Source organism: Asticcacaulis excentricus CB 48, from assembly GCF_000175215.2.
In the GTDB taxonomy this organism is placed as follows: Bacteria; Pseudomonadota; Alphaproteobacteria; order Caulobacterales; family Caulobacteraceae; genus Asticcacaulis; species Asticcacaulis excentricus.
The window spans coordinates 375419-396056 of the sequence record NC_014816.1 but is presented as its reverse complement, the minus strand read 5'-3'; the positions used below and the strand labels follow the sequence as shown (position 1 = coordinate 396056).

General features: G+C 56.9%; 14 protein-coding genes. 8 read left to right on the top strand and 6 right to left on the bottom strand.

What is annotated here, in order from left to right; translation table 11 throughout:
• The first annotated feature begins 40 nt into the window (after window positions 1-40).
• Together zapE and ASTEX_RS01840 are read left to right on the top strand one after the other, a co-directional pair.
• Window positions 41-1153: a cell division protein ZapE gene (gene zapE / locus ASTEX_RS01845; RefSeq protein ID WP_013477907.1), complete on the top strand. Its 1113-nt coding sequence runs from the start codon at window positions 41-43 to the stop codon at window positions 1151-1153.
• Between the two features lie 99 nt (window positions 1154-1252).
• Window positions 1253-2716 carry an alkaline phosphatase gene (locus tag ASTEX_RS01840; RefSeq protein ID WP_013477906.1) on the top strand — a complete coding sequence of 488 codons (1464 nt, stop codon included), beginning with the start codon at window positions 1253-1255 and terminating at the stop codon, window positions 2714-2716.
• On the opposite strand, the gene ASTEX_RS01835 is transcribed toward ASTEX_RS01840, so the two are convergent.
• Entirely contained in the window at window positions 2700-3518 is an 819-nt protein-coding gene (locus tag ASTEX_RS01835) for an HpcH/HpaI aldolase/citrate lyase family protein (RefSeq protein ID WP_013477905.1), read from the bottom strand. The genes ASTEX_RS01840 and ASTEX_RS01835 overlap by 17 nt on opposite strands.
• 203 nt (window positions 3519-3721) lie before the next feature.
• On the opposite strand from ASTEX_RS01835, the gene ASTEX_RS01830 reads away from it, so the two are divergent.
• Window positions 3722-4471 carry a Bax inhibitor-1/YccA family protein gene (locus tag ASTEX_RS01830; RefSeq protein WP_013477904.1) on the top strand — a complete coding sequence of 250 codons (750 nt, stop codon included), beginning with the start codon at window positions 3722-3724 and terminating at the stop codon, window positions 4469-4471.
• Window positions 4472-4550: 79 nt separating this feature from the next.
• Here ASTEX_RS01830 and ASTEX_RS19740 read toward each other — a convergent pair.
• The 4 genes from ASTEX_RS19740 to ASTEX_RS01805 all read right to left on the bottom strand — a co-directional run bounded on the left by ASTEX_RS19740 (window position 4551) and on the right by ASTEX_RS01805 (window position 13272).
• Window positions 4551-5905 (bottom strand): IS3 family transposase gene (locus tag ASTEX_RS19740; RefSeq protein ID WP_085930436.1). Its coding sequence is split into 2 segments (ribosomal slippage): window positions 4551-5434 and window positions 5434-5905, totalling 1356 coding nucleotides; the frame shifts between segments, so codons are not numbered across the junction.
• Window positions 5906-6046: 141 nt separating this feature from the next.
• Window positions 6047-6391: a DUF2794 domain-containing protein gene (locus ASTEX_RS01815; protein ID WP_013477901.1), complete on the bottom strand. Its 345-nt coding sequence runs from the start codon at window positions 6389-6391 to the stop codon at window positions 6047-6049.
• Between the two features lie 352 nt (window positions 6392-6743).
• Window positions 6744-9467: an exo-rhamnogalacturonan lyase family protein gene (locus ASTEX_RS01810; RefSeq protein WP_013477900.1), complete on the bottom strand. Its 2724-nt coding sequence runs from the start codon at window positions 9465-9467 to the stop codon at window positions 6744-6746.
• A 166-nt stretch (window positions 9468-9633) separates the two neighbouring features.
• Window positions 9634-13272 (bottom strand): TonB-dependent receptor, encoded by a 3639-nt coding sequence (locus tag ASTEX_RS01805; protein ID WP_013477899.1) that lies wholly within the window; start codon window positions 13270-13272, stop codon window positions 9634-9636.
• Between the two features lie 719 nt (window positions 13273-13991).
• On the opposite strand from ASTEX_RS01805, the gene ASTEX_RS01795 reads away from it, so the two are divergent.
• Both ASTEX_RS01795 and ASTEX_RS01790 read left to right on the top strand, forming a co-directional pair.
• On the top strand, window positions 13992-15950 hold the full coding sequence (locus ASTEX_RS01795; protein ID WP_013477897.1) for a rhamnogalacturonan lyase: 1959 nt from the start codon (window positions 13992-13994) through the stop codon (window positions 15948-15950).
• A gap of 302 nt (window positions 15951-16252) precedes the next feature.
• Window positions 16253-16939, top strand: coding sequence for a sensor histidine kinase (locus ASTEX_RS01790; RefSeq protein ID WP_245532517.1), 687 nt, complete (start codon window positions 16253-16255; stop codon window positions 16937-16939).
• 2 nt (window positions 16940-16941) lie between these two features.
• On the opposite strand, the gene ASTEX_RS01785 is transcribed toward ASTEX_RS01790, so the two are convergent.
• Window positions 16942-17409 carry a response regulator gene (locus tag ASTEX_RS01785; protein ID WP_013477895.1) on the bottom strand — a complete coding sequence of 156 codons (468 nt, stop codon included), beginning with the start codon at window positions 17407-17409 and terminating at the stop codon, window positions 16942-16944.
• 125 nt (window positions 17410-17534) lie between these two features.
• Between ASTEX_RS01785 and ASTEX_RS01780 the strand changes: the two genes are divergently transcribed.
• Genes ASTEX_RS01780 through ASTEX_RS01770 form a run of 3 tightly spaced genes read left to right on the top strand, consistent with a single transcriptional unit; the run spans window position 17535 to window position 20630 of the window.
• Window positions 17535-18770, top strand: a complete 1236-nt coding sequence (locus tag ASTEX_RS01780; RefSeq protein WP_013477894.1) for a cytochrome P450 — start codon at window positions 17535-17537, stop codon at window positions 18768-18770.
• A gap of 47 nt (window positions 18771-18817) precedes the next feature.
• Entirely contained in the window at window positions 18818-19042 is a 225-nt protein-coding gene (locus tag ASTEX_RS01775; protein ID WP_013477893.1) for a hypothetical protein, read from the top strand.
• A 49-nt stretch (window positions 19043-19091) separates the two neighbouring features.
• The gene (locus ASTEX_RS01770) at window positions 19092-20630 is read left to right on the top strand and encodes a hypothetical protein (protein ID WP_013477892.1); all 1539 of its coding nucleotides are present in this window, start codon (window positions 19092-19094) and stop codon (window positions 20628-20630) included.
• Window positions 20631-20638 lie beyond the last annotated feature (8 nt).

Below are 20638 nucleotides of genomic sequence, written 5' to 3'. Positions count from 1 at the left end.
TCTACGCCCATTTATCACAATTTTGTGACACTCTCGCCTGATGTCCGGTTCCGTTAAATCCGCCTACAAACAGCTGATCAAATCGCGTCAGATCGCCGCCGACCCGGGGCAGGCCGAGGCCGTGGACGTGTTGTCGAAGCTGGAGCGGACTTTGCGCGACAGTGCCGGCTTCTGGCAGGGCCTATTTGGCGGCGCGCACTGTTACGGCCTCTACCTGTGGGGGCAGCCGGGGCGCGGCAAGTCCATGCTGATGGATCTCTTTTACGATCACGTCGCCTTTGAGCCGAAGCGCCGCATCCACTTTCACGCCTTTATGGCCAAAGTGCATGAGCTGGTGCAGATGTGGCGTCAGGGCGATGCGAAGGAACGTCAGTCGGTCTTCGGCACGTCAAAGGGCGATGATCCGGTTGCCCCGGTCGCGCGACTGATCGCCAGAGAGTCAAAACTGCTTTGCTTCGATGAGCTTCAGGTGACCGATATCGCCGATGCCATGATCCTGGGGCGGCTGTTCGAGGCTCTGTTTGCGCAAAAGGTGACCATCGTCATTACCTCCAATCGCGCGCCCGAAGACCTTTATAAAAATGGCCTCAACCGCGATCTGTTCGTACCGTTCATCGACATGATCCGCAGCCAAATGACGGTGCACGAAGTCAGGGGGCCGAAGGATTTTCGTCTGGATCGCCTGAGAGGCGCGCGCGTCTATTTCACGCCGGACGATGCGGCGTCCAAGGCCGCCTATGACGTTCTATGGCGCGACATGGTTGGGCCGGGCAAGGCGGTCGCCACGACGCTGAGTGTCAATGAGCGCAAGCTCACGCTGAAACGCACCTGCGGACCGCTCTTGCGCGCCAGCTTTGCCGAATTGTGCGCCGAAAACAATGGGCCGGCGGACTATCTGGCCATCGCCGAGCGCTTCACAACCGTTTTCATCGACCATATCCCGCAATTGGGACCGGAAAAACGCAACGAAGCCAAACGCTTCGTCACCCTGATCGACGCGCTTTATGAGGCCAACACTAAGCTGGTGGTGCTGGCCGCCGCCGAACCGGCCGCCCTTTATCCGGCGGGCGATGGCGCGTTCGAGTTTGAGCGCACCGTATCGCGCCTTGAAGAGATGCGCTCCCAAACCTATCTCGAAAAAGTCACCGACTGACCTTTTTTCTGTAACCTGACTGTCATAGGCACCCGTTACAGGCACCGCCATTGTCGGTCCACCTGCCTTCAAGGGCCGTCGCTTTCAGGGGCCCCTGCTATGTCCGTCCGCGTCTTCAGCCTGCTTTTCGTCGCGCTCAGCCTGCCGCTTTCTGCAGTCGCGCAAACCGCACCCGCAATCCTCCCCGCCACGCGCGACCTGACGCAGGACGCCGGTTTTAAAGCGCAGCAAGCAGCCATCAAGGCCGCCGCTGCCCAGACCCCCAATACGGGTCGTGCGAAGAACGTCATCCTGTTTATCGGCGACGGCATGGGCATCAATTCGGTCACCGCCGGGCGCATACTGGCCGGGCAGCTACGTGGTCAGGACGGAGCCAGCTACGTACTGTCGTTCGAAGCCCTGCCCTATACGGCCTTTTCCAAGACCTTCTCGGCCAATAATCTGGTCACCGATTCCGCCAACGGTATCTCGGCTATCACCACCGGCGTTAAGACGATCAACGGCGCTATCGGCGTGCATCGCGATGTGAACAGCAAGAGCTGCGACGGTGTCGCGGCCGCCCGTGTGCTGACCATCGCCGAACAGGCTAAGCTATCGGGCCGCTCAGCCGGCGCCGTCACCACCTCCGGCATCACAGACGCGACCCCGGCGGGCACCTATGGCCACACCTCGACGCGCAGCTGGCGCTCGGACGCCGACCTGCCGCCCGAAGCTGTGGCCGCAGGGTGCACCGATCTGGCCCGGCAATTGGTACAGGCTCCGGCGGCGCTGCGCCTTGACGTCGCCATGGGTGGCGATCTCGAAGATTTCCTGCCCGTGACCGCCGGTGGCGTGCGCAAAGATGGGCGCGACCTGACCGCCGAGTGGAAGTCGCAAAAAAACGCCGCCGTCCTGACAGGTAAGGCGCAGCTGGAAACCCTCAATACAAAAACATCAGGTCCAGTGCTCGGTCTGTTTAGCAAGGGCGACCTGCCCTCGCCCCTCGACAATCCGCAAGACGTGCCGGGTCTCGATGAGATGACCGCAAAGGCGATCGACCTCCTGTCACGAAATGAAAAGGGCTACTTCCTGCTGGTCGAATCCGCCTCGATTGACAAGTGGCACCATAAGAATAATGCCCACCGCGCCCTGCACGATGTCGATGAGCTGGCCAAGGCGGTGAGCGTTGCCCTGGCCAAGACCGACCCTAGGAACACGCTGATCCTGATTACCGCTGACCACAGCCACGGCCTGACCCTGTCCGGTTACGCGCCGCGCAACAGCCGTATCGACGGCGTGTCAGGTCAGGGTGATGAAGCCTATCCGCTGCTCAGCTACGCCACCGGCCCCGGCGGAGAACACCCGCAAACGGGCAGCTATAAGCCGGAGGAAACCGAGGCGCTGGGCTTCACCAATCCGGCCCTTTTCGGCATGTCGAGCGCGGCTCATGGCGGCGAGGACGTGCCGGTCTATGCGCGTGGCCCTCAGGCCTATCTGGTGCGCTCGACCGTGGACTCAACCTATCTCTACCAGGTCATGGCCCGCGCTCTGTTCGGGGCGGAGACGCCTAAGACAAAGCCGTAGCCGTCAACCAACGTCGCGCCGTGGCGAGGTGCATGCGCTCGACCATCTCGCCATTGACCGACACCACGCCTCGATCGGCGTTTTCAGGCTGCTCAAAGGCCGCAACCACCGCGCGGGCCCAGTCGAGCTGCGCCGCCGTCGCCGCAAATACCCTATTGGCTACAGCGATTTGGGCCGGGTGAATTAGCGTCTTGCCGTCAAACCCCAGCGCTCGGCCATTTTCGCATTCGCGCCGCAGCCCCTCCTCATCGCGGAAGGCATTATAGACGCCGTCGATGACGCTGAGACCGAAGGCACGGCCATGCAGCACGATGTGGGATAGGGCCAGTTGCAACTCCGTGCGCTCCGGTGTCGGTGAGACTCGCAGATCGGCGCGCAAATCGTTGGGCCCGGCGATCAGGCCCTGAAGCCCAGGGGCCGTACAGATCTCGCGCAGGTTCAACACGCCCTTCGCCGTCTCGATCATCGCCCAGACGGGCGCTTCGTAGCCGTGCAGGTGCACCGGCAAACCCACCTTGGGCACGACATAGCCGTGCAGCCCATGCCCGACAAAGCGTGTCAGGGCCTGCAAAATCGGCGTCTTCAGCGCCGGATCGACCCGCACGAGGACCACCGGCGCGGCAAACCCACCGGCCTCAAGGGCGCGAACGACGCGCTTCAGGGCTTCGACCTTCTCTGCCTCACCCGCAGAGTCCTCCAGATCGAGGATGAGGGCGTCGGCCGCCAGCGTCGCCGCCTTAGACATGGCCTTGTCATTGGCGGCGGGGACAAACAGGACAGAACGGAGTGGTAAATGCATCATGAGCGCATTTTACGCCGCTTTGGCCAAGCCTAAAACCTCAATCCGGTGAGCGTCGTCCGAAACCTCAGAATATGCAATCTTTTGCATGAATTAAATCGATTGTCGAATTGCCTCCAGCCATGGCCACACCCTTGTCTTAATGGGGGTTTAGCCTCATATTAGGCCTCAACAGGCCATACCGGCCCAACCCACAGGGATTTACAATGAACGACTTTCGCAGTCACAATCCGGCCAACGCGACCGTACAGGACATGTCGGTCGATGCGGGCCTGCGCAGCTTCATGCTGGGCGTCTATAACAAGATGGCTCTGGGCCTTCTGCTGACCGGCGCGCTCGCCTGGGCTGCAGCCAACGTCCCGGAAATCACCAACCTGATGTTCCGGGTGACGGCGGATGGTCGTCTGGCCGGCTATACGATTATGGGTTATGTCATCTCCTTCGCGCCGGTGGTCATCCTGCTGGGATCGGGCTTTGTGATGCGTCAGCCGACGGTCGCCTCTACCAGCATCCTGTACTGGCTGGTTGTGGCTCTGATTGGGCTGTCCACCGGGGCTAACTTCCTCGTTTATACGGGCGGCTCTCTGGCCTCGACCTTCTTCGTCACCGCCGCCGCCTTCGGTGCGCTGAGCCTTTACGGCTACACCACCAAGCGCGACATGAGCGGCTGGGGCAAGTTTTTATTCATGGCGGTGATCGGCCTCATTATTGCCAGTGTGGTCAACCTGTTCCTGCAAAGCTCGATGCTCTACTTCATCGTCAGCGGTCTGGGCGTGCTGATCTTTTCGGCCCTGATTGCCTTCGAGACGCAGAACCTCAAGCACACCTACTACCAACTGGGTGGCAATGAAGCGGGTATGGCCATGGCCACCAACTATGGTGCGCTGAGCCTTTACATCAGCTTCATCAACCTGTTCCAGTTTCTGCTGGCCTTTATGGGCGTGCGTCGCGACTAAGTCTGGTGCAAGCCTGAACACGAAACCCCGCCGGAACATTCTGAACTGACCCCATAAAGTTGGACGGTTTATGGTCTGGCTAGGCGGTTAAGGGCTGAGTTCTGTATTGCACAGGGCTCAGCCCATTTAATTTTAGCTTGATACGGTCATTATTGTAATAGTGGATGTAGGTTTCGATGCCTTCTTGAAGGGCTTCGAAGCTGTCAAACTTTTCGAGATAGAAGAACTCAGATTTCAGGACGGCGAAGAAGCTTTCAATGGGGGCGTTGTCTAGACAGTTCCCTTTTCGTGACATGCTCTGGAGGACGTGGCTTTCCTCGAGTTTTCGTTGATATTCTGGCATCTGATAGTGCCAGCCCTGGTCGGAATGGATTGTGGGTTTCTCGTCCTTTCCCAGTTTGTTCAAGGCCTTCTCGAGCATGTTTCCGACGAGCTTAAAAACAGGATGCCTGGCAGTTTCAAAGGCGATGATTTCTCGATTGTATAGATCCATGACGGGTGAAAGATAGAGTTTTTCACCAGCTACTTTGAACTCGGTCACATCCGTCACCCATTTTTGGTTGATGCCTGGCGCATCGAACTGGCGCTGAAGAAGATCGGGCACCGTTCGTCCGACAGCCCCTTTGTAGGACTTGTATTTCTTGGATCTTACCAACGACTTCAGGCCCATTTGCCTCATCAAACGTTGAACCGTCTTGTGGTTGACGATCGTGCCCAGAAGCTTGAGCGCAGCGGTAATCCGACGATAGCCATACCGGCCTTTGTGGCGGTCGTAGACCGTCTGGATGCTCACTCTTGTCTTTTCGTGTTTATCGCCGGCAAGAAGCGCTTTCTGCTGATAATAGAAGGTACTACGAGCCAACCCTGCTAGTTTCAGTAGGCCTGCAATCGGGTATTGGCGCCTTAGCTCAAGCACTATTTGCGCTTTTTCGGCGTTCGCTTTGCTTGAACTAAGGCATCCAGTTTTTTTAGGTACGCATTCTCCATGCGTAGATAATTCAGCTCGGAAAGCAACTCTTCACGTGTGCGCTTATCATCACCTGAAGATGGCTCGGGCTCGGTGCGTCCTTGACCTGACATGGATTTGGGCCTTCCCTTGCGGCGTGGGTTCAGAGCATCGATGCCGCCAGCACGGTAACGCCTTTCCCATTCTCGAAGGCAAGCCGGATTGCGGATGTTGAAGAAGGCGGCTGTCTCCCGGCAAGCCAGCTTATTCTCCCACATGTGCTTCAGCACGGAAAGCTTGAAAGCACCGCTGTAATGACTGAACTTTTTGATGATGCCCGCCCTGCCATGAAGCCGATAAAGAGCTACCCAACTGCGCACCGTCGTGCAGTCGATGCCCAAGGGCCGACAGATCGTTTCTAAACTCGACGAACCAGCGAGATACTCGTTGATAACCGACAGCTTAAAAGCCTCGGAATATTTAGACATGGAAAACCCCAAAAGTTGGTGTCCAACTTTTGGGGTTCAGTTCATTCCGGCGGGGTTTTTATTTATCCAAATCGAAAGGGTAAGCACGGCTCAAGCGCGCAGCGCTTTTGCCGTTTCGTCATTTTTCGTGGCGAAACCTCTTTACCCGATCACATCCAGCTTCGTCTTGTCGAGCACGCTCAAAACCGGCTCCAGCTCACGCCCACGTTTGAGCACCATGCCGTTCTGATTGAACACCGCAAACGCTCCCTGCTTACGCGCCAGTGATGGGCGCTTTTCGATGCGATACACGGGGGCCTCGCCGCTACGACGGAAAATGTTGAAGGCCACAACCTCGGCCAGGCTGTCTATGCCATAGTCGCGCCAGTCGCCCGATGCCACCTTACGCCCATACAGTCTGAGGATCAGCTCCAATTCGCGTCGTTCAAAGAAAACCGGCCCTCTCGGCGCGGCGACAAACCCTGTGCCCTGATCCTGAAAGCTCATGCGGCGAACCTTTCGTCAATCCCGGTTTATAGTTCCCCGATCCTGTAAAAAGACAAGAGGTTTGACGACCAACCCATGCAAACGGTGGCATCACGATCACGTTTCCAAAAGAAATGAACCCACCCAAAAATGACCTCATTTCAGCCGTTTAGACGCCCATATTGGTCTATACAAAATGAGTGTCGGCCGGATCGGTTCGTCAGGTCCACCCCCTGAACAGCCCCCCAGCCCAGGACCTGACCGCCAGTCAATGGCAGTTCCCCTCCGGCCGACATGCCCTCTTTGTCCCCCCTGAAGACGAGGCAAAAACGCACCGCCCCCTCCCCGGCCGGTGCGTTTTTTATTGGGTGCTTTACAGGATACCCGCGGACTTTGCCGCCTCATCCAGACTGTCGCCGATCAGGGCCAGATTCTGGATGGCCGCCAAGCCCCACTGCGCCGTGCCGTTGGTCGAAAGACTCGGGTCTTCGTCCAGCGGACGCAGTACCGCCGGGCCGTCTATACGCTGGGTGCGGCGTTTGAGCCCACCATCGGATTCGCGTCCTTCGCTACCAAAGAATTCGCTCCACGCCCGAAGCGCCAGTGCCTTGTCCTTCTCATGGAAGGCGGCATAGGCCGTCAGACGCGAATGGGCATCACGCAGGTTACGCCCGCTCGGTACCCGCCCCAGGAGGGCTTTGAGCTCATCGTTGGGCGCATTATAGTATCGGCAGTATTCGAGCCACGCCTTTCGGTACAGCGGTTCGTCGATCAGGCTCAGCAGCTCCGAACTCATCTCAACCACGCCAAACACGCCATTTAGGTGCGAGATGGCCACATAATCACCTTCACCCAGGAACTTACCCGTCTTAAGATCATAAGGGGCCGAAGAGGCGAACCAGCGTCGCTTGAGCTTGCCGATTGTCGTCATTCCGTTGACGATCCGGTCGCGCCATTTGGTATCCCCCGTGCGCTCCCACTCCGTCAGCCATGCCGAAATGAACGACCCCCATGACGTGCCGAAGGAGGAGTTGACCACGCCTTCGGGCGTTTCGCGTTCTGGTGACGGCGGCAGCTTACGCGAAATGTCCACATTTTTCAGTGAGAAGTCCGACTCATTGAGATCACGCATCAGATCACCCACGCGCTCATCGGCGGTCAGATAATAGAAGATGCGACGATAGGCGGCATTCGAAACGCGCGGTTGCTTAGACGAGTCCGACCACGGCTGCACGCCGTGACGCGTACCGAAGCCCTTGAAGCGGCCGAGGTGATAGACATCAACCTCACCCGTCTGCCGCGTCATGGCCTCGGCGAATTTGAACACGTCGGCACGGCCCGTTCGCAGATAGGTGTACCAAATCCACAGGTCGGTTGAGAGTTCGGAATTGTCCCAGGCATAGCCACCGATGTCATAGCGCCACATGTGACGCTCATGATCGTATGTGTGCATGACATCGCCGTAGGTCCAGAAGCCGTACCAGCGGCGCTGATCGACTTCCTTCATGTAATAGTCGATCTGATAGGTCAGGCGGTCTTCGAGGATCTTGCGCGCCGGCGTCGACGAATTGGCCACGTCCCAGTCACCAAAGACGCCGCATTGGTGAATGCGTTCCGGCGACAGGACCAAACGCGCCGGATTGGCAACCTGCTCCGCCATATCCGAGAAGGCCTGATGCGAGGGCGTTGCCCCGAGCACCCACAGGTTAAGCTCCGAGGTGCGCGCCACGCCGGTCGCGATGTCCCAGCCCTTTTCGTAATCCTCATAGGTGATGTTGAGACCTTCGATCTCTTCCGGATGGGTGTCCATGCCGTCGGCTGAGCGATAAGGTCGCACATCCATGGCCGGGGCGTCCGGCGACCACAGCCACGCTGTAATCTCGGCCATCTCTGTATGGGCATTGCGCACATCAAGCTGCGTAGGCGAGCGCTGCCAGAAATCCTTGAAGCCCAGCGCCACGCCGCCGCTCGCCCCACCGACATAGGCCAGCCCTTTGGTGCGCGTTCCGGCATTGGAGTCGATCCAAGCGTGACCAGAGCGCGTGCGCTTTTTGATGGTGTAGCCATCAGGCGTCAGTTGCGACAGCGTGAAATCGCCCCATTCCGGTATCCATTTCAGTCCGTCCTGCACCGGCTTGGCCATGTCGGCCACAGCCACGGCCTTGCCTTCGACCTGAGCGAGGCCCAGCCCCTTGCCCACCGGGCGACGCAAACCGGTCAACGGACGCACCGCCTCACCCCATACACCCACACCATCGCCGGTCAGGCGAACATGGCGGTTGTGCGTCTCTTCCGTCATCGGCGTCTTCGCGGTAACGCCCAGACCACGGATAAAGTCCTTAAATGGGTCGCCGTCATAGATGAAGGAGTGCACGATACGCACGCTTTCGGACCCGGCGTAAAAATAGAGCCGCACCGAGAAAGGCAGCCAGTCGCGGCCGTTCCCAGAATGCACGCCCTCGATCTTGATCACTGCGCGCACGGGACCGGTCTGCTCAACCGTGACCTTGGTGACCTTGCTGGCGAAACTCTGCTGGCTGACGCTGCCCGTGGCGTCGAGATCAGGCTCATTTTGCCACAGGGCGACCAGCTTCATCTCTTTGAGAGTCAGGCGGCCTGCACGGGTGGCTGTGGCGATCAGATGCTCACCCGAGGTTGGCACCACCCACACCAGCTCGCCGCACGTCACAGTGACCGCCGTGGCCTCCTGTTTGATGCTGACGGCCTTGGCAGGCGCGGAAGCCTTGCCCTGTGTGAGCGGTAAGCCTGCAGGTTTGGTGCCCGCCGGCACCGCGTGCGCCGTCCATTTCAGCGAACCGTCGGGCCAATAAGCGAGCGGCCACGACTGCACCGGCACATCACCCAGTTTGAAGTCCGCCACCTTGCCCTTGGCAGGTTTCACTGTGCCGCGTGGCCACGGCACCCCCAGCGTCGCCCCTTCAAAAGCCGCCGGCGTCCCATCCAGCCATCTGAGATCGGTCGAAGCCACCGGTTTGACCTTAACGGGCGCTGCCGCCTCGACGGCCATCGGCACAGCGCTAAGCGCTACCAAGGCAGTGGCGGATTGGAGAAGATGGCGGCGCGACAAAGAGGTCATGGTTCCCAGCCCTTTTGTGAAGTCAGCGATTTAAACGCCGATTAAAAATGTTTCCGGCGCACAATCGATCAATTTTTTCCAAAATTGATCACACAGCTCTGTCCGTCAATAAAAAACCGCCGCTCGGAGTTCCGAGCGGCGGCTGTATAACAATAAGTCAACGGGCTTAGTTCATCTTGTAGATCATGCCCACGGTGAAGCGACGGCCACCATACGCCACAGACCAAGGGTTTTCACTGATGTCAGAGAAGCCGCGGTTGGTCGAACCAACGGTGACATTAGCCTCTTTCAGCAAGTTACGACCTTCAAAGTAGAACTCGATGTTTGGGGTCAGCTTGTGGGTAACCTTTGCATCTAGATACTTATAGGCCTTCGTGAAATAGGGCTCACCTGGATTATACGGCAGTCTCACGAGGTTCGCCGGGTTCAGGTTCGGGAAGTTGTTGACGGAGGTGTCCCCACAACCTGATACACAGAGGAACACTTGATCGCGGGCCTGATAGGCCAAACGGGCGTTCGTTTTTCCATCATCGTACCAGAGCGTAAAGTTAACAAAATACTTAGCCTGATTTTGCGGATCCATACCTTCACCCGTAATCGGGTCGATATAGGTCACAGCGTTACCCGCTTTGGTCGTCGAGACGTTAAAGTCGGAACCCGTGTACTTCAACTTCCAAGGCAGGAACGTAAACGCCGTCTTCGTAGCGAACTCCCACCCGCTTTGCACGTAGCCAGGACCGTTCACATAAGTATTGTATGTGAAATCAAGGGCAGACAATGGCGCTCCGGTAACCGGGTCCACTTCGTCGGTGCCCGCAAAGACAGAAATATTCGTGCGTTGCACAGTAATGGGAGCCCCAACGCGCACCTTCTGACGATAATAGGCCAGAGATATCGAGGTGTCTTTGTTCGGATACCATTCAAGCGACGTGTTGTTTTTGGTCGCCTGATAAGGCTTCAGGTCCGGGTTGCCGAAGGTCGTACAGGTCATATCCCTAACCGACCCATCGGCATCGAACACGCCCTCATTGCGCTCATCATTGGTACAGGTACCTGCTGGCCACAGACGGCCTACCGGCGGGCGAGCCACCGTCTTAGACCACGAGTAACGCATCACGACCTGATCCGGGATGACCCAAAGATAAGCATTATAGCTCGGCAGCCAATCTGTGTAGGACTTATCGATATATACCGGTTTGGTGATGGTCGTGGTCGTGATACCGGCCGCCAGGTTCGGGTTGGCCGGGTTGAAGGCTGCGGTCTTGCGGATCGAAGACAGGCCGACGTAACCAGACCCCGTGACTTCGGATTTGACCATGCGCATACCGAAGTTGCCACCGAACTCCATGTTAAATGGCAGCTTTTGTTCGAAATCGATCATGTAGTAGGCAGCCGTGATCGTTTCGACTGAATTGCTTTTCGGTTGCTCGTAGAGATTACCGTCCGAGCCTTTACATATTTTCAGGCAGTCAAAATTGTAGTTACCCGTGCTGGCAAGCTGAGCATAAAACTTGTCAACATCAATGCTCGACCAGTTTGTCAAACCTTCAACACCTTCATAGCCATTCATGAAGGTATCGGCGTTTTTCTCAAGGCTGTTGTTCCAGATCGCAATCATCTGATCGCGAGTCAGGGTTTCGGTACCAAACAACCAGTTTGTCGTGGTCCCGGTGACAGCGTTAGGCGTGTACCCATAGGCACAGGCATTGGCCGCCGTCGTAGTGGCTACGTTTTCGCACGCACGGACAACGCCACGCAGCGTGTTCGTGGGCACAGACACGCCGGGTTTAGGAATATAGCCGCCCGCACCCCAGTAATCCGTCGTCAGTTCACGGTAGCTTGCCCCGGTTTTGAAGCGTTTGAAAAACGGCAACTGGTCGTCGATACGATAGGTCAGGTCAAACTTGGCCTGAAGTTCCTCGCTCTCCGTTCGACGAGGATTGTACTGTATGCCATAGGTTGCATATGCCGGTTGACCAACCGCGGTGGGGGCGGCCAACTGCACAAAGTTGCTCATATTATCCTGGTCGAACGTGGCCGGGAGATCGAAAGTCCAGATGCCACTGCCTGGCAATACACGCATAGTCGCGTTGCCGTAATTGTACGAGCGCGACACACGCTTGTCATACCGCGAGTACGAGGCGTCCGCTTGGCTGGCTTGGAATTCAATAAGCAACGGTCCATTTTTGTATTCACCGCCGGTTAGGAGGTAATTGTTTTTCCAAACCTGGTCATTGCGAATATGGTCAATCCCAACAGTACCATTCGTAATGTCGAACTGGGTCAGGTGATGGTTCTTATCCATCACGATCGACCCCGGAACGACGTTAACGGCAACACCTGAGGTCGGGAAGGACATGTTTACGGTGGAGCCACCAAGCGTTTGGTCAAAAACAGCTGATGTCGTTGGCATCCCTGAATTATAGATGTAGTACCCTGAGCCCGCGACAGGGGTCAGCACGTTCATCGAACTTGTGGGGATGTTCGTGTTTGTCGTCAGGCTTTGGGTAACAAAACCAACAGTCGGAGTAGAAATGGAGGTCACGCCCCCACGCGTGCGCTGCCGATTATCTTCGCGCTGTGTCCGATCTGTGACCTGATACTTGGCGTAAACCGACAGGTGGTCAGTGACACGGTAGTCAACACGAAAATCCCAAGCCAAGCGGTCTTCGTATTGCGTAAGACGCTGGTCACGCACAAGGTTTGGCGCGTAGTCATTCCACTGATTAAGGCAGGTGATCTGCTCGTTAATACGCTGCGCTTGGGCAGCTTGACGTGTCGCGTTATTGCTGCCTGCTTGGATGGTATTCAGCTGAGCGTCCGTCAAGGTGGGGAACGCAGATAAACATTCCGCCTTTGTTTTGGCGGCCGCCGATTTCGTTAGGATCTCAACTGGCGTTGCTGAGTTAAAGAATGTGGTTGGCGCAGCGGCCAACGGAGACTGCAAAACCGGAACATTGGCCGTGCTCCCCGAAACCAACGACGGATTAAACGTGAAGGTTTTGTCTGGTGAATTGTCGAAATCAGCAAACCGAGTATAACCCGCACGATTGTTTGTGCCCGCATTATTGAGGGCATGGCTATCGTTCAGACGACGTGATTTATTCATATTGAATATCACGCCAAGACGGTTATCGAAGAATTTGCGTGACGCGACGATGTTGATGTCTGGAGACCACTTTTGGCTCAGCGAGTTGCGATCACCCGCGACACGCATCTGAAAGTAAGGCTTTTTAAAATCCAGACCGGAACGCGTCTTGATCAGAACGCTCCCCCCCAGGCCACCTTCGGTCATGTCCGGAGTGTTGCCTTTCACAACGTCAACACTCTTGATCAGATCCGCAGGCAGTTCCCGCAAATCCGCCGAGCGGCCGCCGCCGCTAGCGCCGCTCACCGCGACATCAAAGCCCGACGACATAACACCCATGCCGTCCATCTCGACCCTAGTCAGGTCCGGACCATTGCCGCGCAGGGACACACCATCACCTTCACCGGCACCGTTACGCGTGATCGCCATGCCGGGGATGCGCGAGAGGGCTTCGTTCAGATTACGATCCGGGAAAGAGCCGACGTCATCAGCGACGATAGAGTCCTGAGCGGTTCTCGCCTTCTTCTTGCGGTCGATTGCCGACTGCTGAGAGGCACGTGAGCCGACAACGATAACGGTTTCGACCTCTTCATCTTTTTTCGACGCGGCTTCCTGCGCACTGGCAGCGCCAGAGACGACCAGCATGGCAAGACCCGAACCGGCCATCAGGTATTTCGTGAAAGACGACGCGGGTGACTTTGAGGGTGGTTTCTGCATTTATTCCTCCGATATGCCGCCGAAACGACATGCCCCTTAAGAACTGTGTTGGTTCCTAGACTGCACGGGGAACAAACGCGCGAACGCACACGACAACGCGCCGCGTTACAGAAAAACGGCCCCAAACGACAGAGCAGACCCCGCCTTTATGGTAAGGCGCAGGCACACACACATATCCGTCAGTTCGGAAACGCCTTCCGGCTTTTCACTCCCCTGCCAGGGCCCTTTGTTTTTGTGCGGGCCTCTGACGCAACAACCTGTTGGATAGCGCTGATCCTCATTGATCGAAGGTGATAAGTCAAGCCACAATATGATCATAATTGGCCTTAAGTCCGACAATAGAGTCGCATTGCCGCCCAAAAGTAACACAAATGTCACACAAATGTAGCCGAATGGACAAATTTTTCAAATCTTACAATCATTTATACTGCTCACGCGAGAGTTGCGAACCCCGTTCAAACAGTTGCGGTTTTCATATTTAGTTGTTTTGTTTCAACGTTCTGCATCAGCGACAAGGTGACTGCCGCATTCTGCCCTGCCGCGCTGAGCACGCCACTTTTGGATGCTCGTTAACGCCACTCAAAAAATCACTTTCAATCACTTTCGATTGGAATGGCACAAATTTGTGCTATCCCTAGCGACAGGTCAGCCCGACTGGCGCGTAAAACCTCCCGGAAAGCGGCGGCACGCGTCAACAAGGCCACGCATCGGAGGAATATATGACAATCCCGACACTCAAGGCATCTCTCCTGGCTGGCGTCGCTCTGATGCTTGGCGCGGCGCCCGCGATGGCAGTAGACGCGCTGAAAGCCAAGGTCGAATATCTGGACCGCGGGGCGGTCGCGGTGACAGCCGAAAAGGGTGTGCTGATTAGTTGGCGCGTGTTGGTGACGGATGAGGCCAAACTCGGCTTCAATGTCTATCGCGACGGCCGAAAGCTAAATGCGAAACCGATCACGGCGACCACGAGCTTCAAGGACGAGTCCGGGTCCAACACCGCGTCCTATGAAGTGCTCGAAGTCATGGGCGGCAAGGAGGGGACGACTGCCAAGGCCCTGCGGATCGACGGTTTTTTATCCATTCCGCTCAATAAGCCTGCCGACGGAACGACACCGGACGGGCAGACCTATGGCTATACCGCCAATGATGCCTCGGTCGGTGATCTGGATGGCGATGGGCGTTATGAGGTGGTTCTCAAGTGGGAGCCGACCAACGCCAAGGACAACAGCCAGGGCGGCTACACAGGGCCGGTGCTGCTCGATGCCTATACGCTGGACGGCAAGCAACTGTGGCGCATCAATCTGGGGGGCAATATCCGCGCTGGGGCGCACTATACACAGTTTCAGGTGGCCGACTATGACGGCGATGGCAAGGCGGAACTGATCGTCAAAACGGCGGATGGCACCACCGATGCGCAGGGCAAGATGATTGGTGACGCCACTGCGGATTGGGTCACCCCTTCGGGTGAGATTGAGAACAAAGACCGCACCGGCTCGCGTCAGACTGAGGACGGCAAGCTGATGGCGCGCCTGACCGGGCGCGTGCTCAAGGGGCCGGAATATCTGAGCGTCTTCGAAGGCGCGACGGGCAAGGTGATGGATACCATCCCCTATCCGTCACCGCGTGGCCCCAACGGCGACAATCCCACCGATGCCGAAGCAACGGCGCGCTGGGGCGATGCCTATGGCAACCGCAGCGACCGCTTTCTGGCCGGGACAGCCTGGCTAGACGGACAACACCCCAGCGCCATCTTCGCGCGCGGTTATTATGCTCGCACCACTATTGCCGCCGTTGATTACAAAAACGGTAAGCTGACCAATCGCTGGTACTTCGACTCCGAAGCCGCCGGGGTGCCGTCCGGCTATTCCGGGCAGGGCAATCACCAGTTCAGCGTCGCCGATGTCGATGGCGACGGCAAACAGGAAATCCTCTACGGCGCCATGGCACTGGATGGCACAGGTAAGCCGCTGTGGACCACCGGCATGGGCCACGGCGACGCCATGCACGTCTCTGACCTCGACCCCAACCGTCCGGGTCTCGAAAAGTGGGGCGTGCACGAGAATATGAAGATGTCCGGCAATACCGGCGCGGCGTTGCTCGATGCGCGAACCGGTGAAGTGATCTTCAAGGTGCCTGCGGAGAAGGACACCGGCCGGGGGGCCGCGGGTGATATCGACCCGCGCCATCCGGGGGCAGAATTCTGGGCCTCAAACAGCGGCAATCTGTACGATGTGAAGGGCAATGTCATAACGGACAAACGCCCCCGCCAGATGAACTTCATGGTGTGGTGGGACGGTGATCTGCTGCGTGAACTCCTGGACGGCAACAAGGTCTTCAAGTGGGACTGGAAGACATCTGAGTCGAAAGAGATACTGGACGCCCAAGGGGCGACGTCGAACAACGGCACCAAATCGACACCGGCACTGTCGGCGGACCTGTTTGGCGACTGGCGTGAAGAGGTGATGCTGCGTAGCGAAGACAACACATCGCTGCGCATCTATTCGACCAACCTTCCGACGACCTACAAATTCACCACCCTGATGCAGGACCCGCAATACCGCGCCGCCATCGCCTGGCAGAACACCGCTTACAACCAACCGCCCTGGCCGTCGTTTTTTATAGGCGAAGGCATGAAGGCCCCGCCGAAGCCACAGCTTAGCGTGACAAAAGCCCAATAGAATTTCTATTACTCTCTGGTGCAGGCTATGAGCCCCGTCGTCACAGGCGGGGCTTTTCGCTTAAAATCGCGAATGAAAGGCAATAACCGCAACAAAAACAATCAAATTTATGTGCTTTCAGTTTGCGTTTAAATCTCTGTAAGGTTGTGGGAGCGTATATGTAACCGGTTCATGGGATTGCAAAAGCCGCCCATTAGCCTAGCTGAGGCGTATTGAAGGGCCACAATAGGTAGCGCAGAGTAAGCGGTATAATTTTCCACACAGGCACGGAACCCGACATGCAAAAGTATCAGATAAGGAGCATGACCGAGATGGACCCGGCGGAGGAATTCAAGGACTTCGCCTACATCGTGTCGCACGATCTGGCCGGCCCCGTAAGGTCCCTGGTCGAGTTTTCGCGACTGCTGGTCGAACAGGCGCCGGTGCCCGAAACGGACGATGCGCGCACCAATCTGTCCATGGTTCTGGAAAGCGGTGAAAAGCTACAAGAAATCCTGCACGGCCTGTTGCAGTTCTCGCGCCTCAACACCGTTCCGCGCCTGGATCAAAAGGTCGATCTGGAAGAAATCGTCGCGCGCGTGCACATGAATCGCCAGACCGACCTCGACATGATCCGCGGGACGCTGAACGCAGGAACCCTGCCGGAGGTCACTGGCGACCCCAATCGCCTGTATCAACTGTTCTACATGCTGATCGACAATGCCATTAAATTCCGCCGTCGAAATCAGCCTCTAATCATCGACATCACTTGCGAAGAGACCGAACAGGCCTACTGGATTTCGATCACCGACAACGGCATCGGCATCGACCCGATGTTCCACGATGACGTGTTCCGTCCCTTGCGCAAACTCCACAATGACGACGTCTATGACGGCGCCGGCATGGGCCTGACCCTAGCGCGCAAGATTGTCCTGATGCATGGTGGCCAGATCGGTATCGGTTCATCGGATGACGGCACGGCCATCTCGTTCAGCCTGCCCAAGGCCTGAGTTTAGAGCCTGTTTAGCAAGCCGTCGGGAAAGCGAAAAGGACCGCCACGACCGGAGGCGTCCATCGTGAACCCGTGTAAAGCCTGAGCGAGATCATCAAAGGCATGCGGGCTATCTGGCTTCTCGATATGGCCGTCCGAACCGCAGCGCTCACCTTCGGCCACATGCTCCGGCGTGACCAGACCGGACATCAGCAAAATACGCACCTCTTTCAGAGCCAGATCTGTACGGATCTTCTCCAGCACCTGAAACCCACTGAGGCGCGGCAGGCGGCAATCGAGCAGAACGAGCACAGGTACAGGTCTTCCGCTATATTCCCCTTCACCCAGCAGGCGTTGCAAGGCCTGCTCTCCCGATGGCGAGGTTTCAATGACCGCTTCGCTCAACACCGATCTCAAGGCGCGGGTGAGCAGCACCGCGTCGCCGCGATTGTCATCGACAATTAGAATGTGCAGCTCAGGCGGTGTCATCCGGCGGGGCCCTGAGGGTATATTAAGGCTTCGCAATATGCTGTTATTCGGACGTTTTAGCAAATCTATTTCATTTGATACCCCGGCCGCTTGACACGGCTTAGCCACCCGGACAAGTTCGTTCGATGCGCCTGCCCGATCCGTCTGCCGCCGATCCCGCCCTCTTCGATCCGTTGGGGCCCGAATTCACCCGCAATCCCTATCCGGCCTATGCGCGCCTGCGGGCGCTGAACACGCCCTATTACTTTGCGCCGTTTGATATCTGGCTGTTTGCGCGCTTTGCCGATGTGCAGGCGGCCGCGCTTAACCCCCTGTCGCTGCGTTCGCTGGATGATCGTCTGACCCCCGAAGAGATCGAAGCTGACCGTCGCGCCCAGAACTGGCACGACATGCCGTACCATGCGCGCTTTGTGCAGTTTTCCCTGCTCAATTCTGATGGCGCTATGCATCAGCGCCTGCGTCGACTTGTGTTTGGCGAATTCACCCCACCTCAGGTCGAACGCCTAAAATCCGGGGTCGAGGCCTATGTGTCTGACCTGTTCGATGCGGTGGGCTCAGAGTTTGACTTTATCAACGATCTGGCCGTGCACGTACCGGGGCGCGTCATCGGACGCTTTTTGGGCGTGCCGGATGCAGACTGTGCGCAGTTGCGCATCTGGTCAGAGGACATCGTGCAGTATTTTGATATCGACCGCACCGATGCGCGCAAGGCCCTGGCCGAACGCACCACAAGAACCTTCTACGACTACTTGATCGACCTTTCCAATGAGCGACGTAAACGCCCGCAAGACGATCTGATTTCGAGGCTACTGCGGCGCTGGGACGCGGGCGAGCTGAGCGAGGACGAATATATCTCGACCTGCATGCTGATCCTGATGGCCGGGCACGGCTCGACCATCGACGCCATGGGAAACGGCCTGACGGCACTGTTGAACCACCCGGAGCAGCTTCAGCGTCTACGCGCCGATCCCGGCCTGATGCCGACGGCTATTCAGGAGATGTTCCGCTACGACGCCCCGCTGCCCTTCTTCCATCGCCTTGCCTCAGAGGACATGGACGTCAACGGCTGGGAGATACCAAAGGGCACGAAGATCGGCCTGCTCTACGCCTCGGCCAACCGCGACCCGGAGGCGTTTGACAACGCCGACCGCTTCGAGATCGGACGCACGCCCAACCGCCACCTGGCTTTTGCCGCCGGGCCACACTTTTGCCTCGGTAATCACCTGTCGCGCATGAATATGGAAGCGACCTTTATGACGCTTCTGTCGCGGTTTCAGAGCATCGCGCTTACCGCCGAACCACAGTTCAAACCCAGCCTGTCGCTGCGTGGACCGAAAGCCTTGCCTCTGCGCGTCAATTAACCTCGCGTTAACCCTGATCGTTCACGGTTTGTGCAGGGAGTGCGTGCATGCGTAGATCGAAGTTTTCTGGCCTCAGGCTCTATGACCGCGCGCTGGTTGAAATCGTCGGGCAGGTGCGCCCGCAAACCGCGCGGCGCGATGAGACTCAGGCCGGCATCTATCGCGTAGGCGGCTTTCTCTATCGGGAAAACGGAACGCCACTTCCCTCAACGCCCCCGGCGCCGTCGCTGCTGCTGGTCTATTCTGCTGGATGCTCGCTGGTCCGGGGATGACAGAGGCGGCAACAGGGTTTAGGATTTGAGAAAAATCCAGGGGGACTTCATGCGTCAGTTTCTTTTGCTGTCTGCCTTCGTCGGCGCGACCGCGCTTATACCGGTCAGTGCTAAGGCGTTGGACATAGCCGCGCCGGCATCTGATCAATCGCAATATCTGCAAAAGTTGCTTTCACAAGCCGGCGCGCATATACAATCCGAAGACTTCTATAAGGCAATCAAATCCCTCCGGACCCTTATCGATAATCCACAATTCGGCTCTCTGCCTTCAGACACTCAGGTTTCTTGCTACCGTCTGCTTTCTATCGCGCTTCTCAACTCGGATAAACCCGAAGAGGCCTATGACGCCTTAGAAAGGGCGCGTCGCGTCCCTGGTGACGCAACAAACTATGAGTACTGGCGATTACGTCTGGCCATCGCACCCAGACTCAAAAAGCACCAAGATGCTGTGGAGGCCCTGACGGTTCTGGCATCGCGCTTTCCTCGGAGAATTCAGGAGATTGACCGCAATATTGTTTATTCAATTGTTAATTTAAGCAATGAGATTCAAGATCGGAGGGCCAGCAAGCGTAGACTTCTTGAGGCATTACTATCGGCCCCCTACACTCCCCAGGAGACTGGTTATTCGGTGGAATCGCTTTCTTTCGAGCTTTTTGAAATTTACACATCAGAAGGCGACATCAACAAAGCCGCTACTATTGCCGCCGCTTTCGTTGAACCCGAAAGTCTCATCAAACTGCGCATAGATAAGCGTTACATCGGTTATCGGCAGATGACAGAAGCTCAGATCGCAGCGGCCTACGAAGCCCAACTGGCACGACATCGCGATTTTGCCAACCGCAATCCGACTCTTTTGGCCGGGCCCGAACTTGTCGCGTATGACCTGAACCAACTTGATCGATCGGAAGAGGCATTAAAGGTAATTGATGAGGCCCTTTCCAAACACGACCGCGCCCCTGTAAATCGTAAGCCTTATGACGATCTAGCCACCCGACTCAATTGGACATTAGACACAAAATCACGTATTTTGTGGGAGTTAGAACGTTACGCCGAAGCCGAACGGGTTTTAAGGATGGCGCGTGATGTAGCGGTTGCTAATGGCCGAGATATGGTTAGCCAAAAAATAAATCTCGCAGGCCTCTACACGTCCCTTTCGCGTCCGAATGAAGCGTTGAAAGAAGTCGGAAACGTCAAAGTCCATCAAGCGAACCTTTACGGCCTGATGTCCATGGAAGGGGTCAAAGTTTGCGCGTATGCGCAAACCGGCGAAACCGACAAGATGAAAGCCTCTCTGGCCGTGATGCTGCAAAATGCCAAGGCCGCTTATCCCCCCCTTCAATCCGCTTTACTCTGTGCAGAAGATAGCGACACTCTGGCCAAAGTCATTATAGATAAACTCGAAGACCCCGACACACGCACATATGCACTTATGGATGTTCAGAACTATCTGCAAAGAAAGTGGTCAACACCAGAACCATTGGCACGTCAGGACATCTGGAAGAAAACTCTCAATCGCGCAGATGTCCAGGCCTCTATTTTGAAGTATGGCGAGATTATTTCACTACCCATTCGCCCTTTTTACTTCTGATCCATCGA

What these genes read in the sequence shown, in the direction of transcription:
- ASTEX_RS01790 (WP_245532517.1), top strand. Translation starts at nt 16,253, where the DNA reads ATGACCGAGATGGACCCGGCGGAGGAATTCAAGGACTTCGCCTACATC.
- ASTEX_RS01785 (WP_013477895.1), bottom strand. Translation starts at nt 17,409, where the DNA reads ATGACACCGCCTGAGCTGCACATTCTAATTGTCGATGACAATCGCGGC.
- ASTEX_RS01805 (WP_013477899.1), bottom strand. Translation starts at nt 13,272, where the DNA reads ATGCAGAAACCACCCTCAAAGTCACCCGCGTCGTCTTTCACGAAATAC.
- ASTEX_RS01770 (WP_013477892.1), top strand. Translation starts at nt 19,092, where the DNA reads ATGCGTCAGTTTCTTTTGCTGTCTGCCTTCGTCGGCGCGACCGCGCTT.
- ASTEX_RS01775 (WP_013477893.1), top strand. Translation starts at nt 18,818, where the DNA reads ATGCGTAGATCGAAGTTTTCTGGCCTCAGGCTCTATGACCGCGCGCTG.
- ASTEX_RS01780 (WP_013477894.1), top strand. Translation starts at nt 17,535, where the DNA reads ATGCGCCTGCCCGATCCGTCTGCCGCCGATCCCGCCCTCTTCGATCCG.
- ASTEX_RS01795 (WP_013477897.1), top strand. Translation starts at nt 13,992, where the DNA reads ATGACAATCCCGACACTCAAGGCATCTCTCCTGGCTGGCGTCGCTCTG.
- ASTEX_RS01810 (WP_013477900.1), bottom strand. Translation starts at nt 9,467, where the DNA reads ATGACCTCTTTGTCGCGCCGCCATCTTCTCCAATCCGCCACTGCCTTG.
- zapE (WP_013477907.1), top strand. Translation starts at nt 41, where the DNA reads ATGTCCGGTTCCGTTAAATCCGCCTACAAACAGCTGATCAAATCGCGT.
- ASTEX_RS01835 (WP_013477905.1), bottom strand. Translation starts at nt 3,518, where the DNA reads ATGATGCATTTACCACTCCGTTCTGTCCTGTTTGTCCCCGCCGCCAAT.
- ASTEX_RS01830 (WP_013477904.1), top strand. Translation starts at nt 3,722, where the DNA reads ATGAACGACTTTCGCAGTCACAATCCGGCCAACGCGACCGTACAGGAC.
- ASTEX_RS01840 (WP_013477906.1), top strand. Translation starts at nt 1,253, where the DNA reads ATGTCCGTCCGCGTCTTCAGCCTGCTTTTCGTCGCGCTCAGCCTGCCG.
- ASTEX_RS01815 (WP_013477901.1), bottom strand. Translation starts at nt 6,391, where the DNA reads ATGAGCTTTCAGGATCAGGGCACAGGGTTTGTCGCCGCGCCGAGAGGG.